Origin of the sequence: Chryseobacterium contaminans (assembly GCF_001684955.1) — a bacterium.
Classification (GTDB): domain Bacteria; phylum Bacteroidota; class Bacteroidia; order Flavobacteriales; family Weeksellaceae; genus Chryseobacterium; species Chryseobacterium contaminans.
In genome coordinates, this window is record NZ_MAYF01000204.1 from 1 (window position 1) to 1567 (window position 1567).

General features: G+C 35.2%; 2 protein-coding genes. Both read right to left on the reverse strand.

Annotated elements, in window-relative coordinates:
* The coding region (gene uppS / locus BBH99_RS11710; protein ID WP_066695729.1) for a polyprenyl diphosphate synthase at positions 1–640 on the reverse strand (640 nt) is incomplete at its 3' end.
* 5 nt (positions 641–645) lie between these two features.
* Positions 646–1567, reverse strand: a 922-nt coding sequence (gene porG / locus BBH99_RS11715) for a type IX secretion system protein PorG (RefSeq protein WP_317041494.1), incomplete at its 5' end; no start/stop codon positions are given.

Below are 1567 nucleotides of genomic sequence, written 5' to 3' on the forward strand. Positions count from 1 at the left end.
TTAAAAACTGTAATTCAGCATAAGCAATCTGCCAAAGGAGGAAATTGCTTATTCTTATTTCGCCGCTGGTTCTTATCAATAGATCTACAGGAGGAAAATCTTTTGTATAGAGATAGTTTTCGAATAGTTTTTCATCTATATTCTCTACGTCTACTTTTCCTTCTTTTACATCTGAGCTGATATTTTTAACGGCTTCCAGTATTTCATTTTGTGAGCCATAGCTGATCGCCAGTACAAGGTTTCCTTTTGTGTTTTCTTTTGTAAGTTCTACCACACGCTGCAGCTGCTCTCTTACTAAAGTAGGCAGCTTTTCAAGATTCCCTATTACATGCATTCTCAATCCTTTACTGAAGATTTCTTCGGCTTCCAACAGCAGAGTTTCCACAAGTAGGTTCATGAGGGTATTTACTTCTTCAGTAGGACGGTTCCAGTTTTCTGAAGAAAATGTGTAAAGTGTTAAATAAGGGATATTGATCTCATTGCATGCATTAATAGCATTTCTTACAGCATTAATGGCATTTTTGTGACCGAAGGTTCTTTCTTCGCCACGAGATTTAGCCCATCTCCCATTACCATCCATAATGATGGCTACGTGTTTTGGTAAATTCTCAGAATTTATTTTATCTTTAATCAACGACATATTAATTAATCACAATAACATGGAGGTCTTCCGAACGAAAACGTCAATCCTAAACTGAAAGTATTTAACCAGTCTTTGGATCTATCATCCCCAATATTTCTCTTTTTAATAAACTCTTCTTCTCTTTCCTTAGCAACAGCATAATAGTTTCCGGACTGTAATAAAGAACCTCCTGTAGCCGGATCCAGGATATCGGCATTAAAGGAACTTTTTACATCCTCAGAAAGAATTTTACTATGATCAAGCTGATCTGTCAAAGTGTATCTAAATGTTGCTTCTGCAAATATAGCCCAAGTATGGTTAAATTTATATTTCAAACCTATACCAAAAGGGATATGCATAGTAACTTTTTTTCCTAATGAATATTCAGTATTTGTTTTAAAGTCCGTTTCATTAATTGGAGCCAGGGCAACACCATCCGGATCTCTTCTGAAATCGTGAGCCAGATTAGCTTTAGGTGCATCAAACATTAGGGCACCTATCCCTCCAAAAATATATGGGCTCACCATACTGATCTGTTCATTATTAACCGGGAAAAAGTTATATTCAAACATTAAACTTGCTTCATATACATTATTTTTCCCGTATGCATTTCTATTTCTTCTATATTCTTCTTTCGCAGCTTTATCGCTAAACTGAATCTGGTTATATCCTAAATCCAATCTAACAGTTTGGTGCGGATTAAAATTAAATCTATATAAAATACCTCCATAAAACGGGATCCCCCAATCCGACATTCTATTTAAATCCAACGGCTTTTGTAAAATATAATTTGTACTTCCTACATCACCCACTAGGTTACTCATACCTAGACGAACCCCCAATTCGTTTCTTTGTGCTTTAACACTCACCACTCCAAGGAAGGCAAGGAAGCTAAACAATAATTTTTTATTCATAAAAGAATATGGATTTATGGTTATTTTAAAA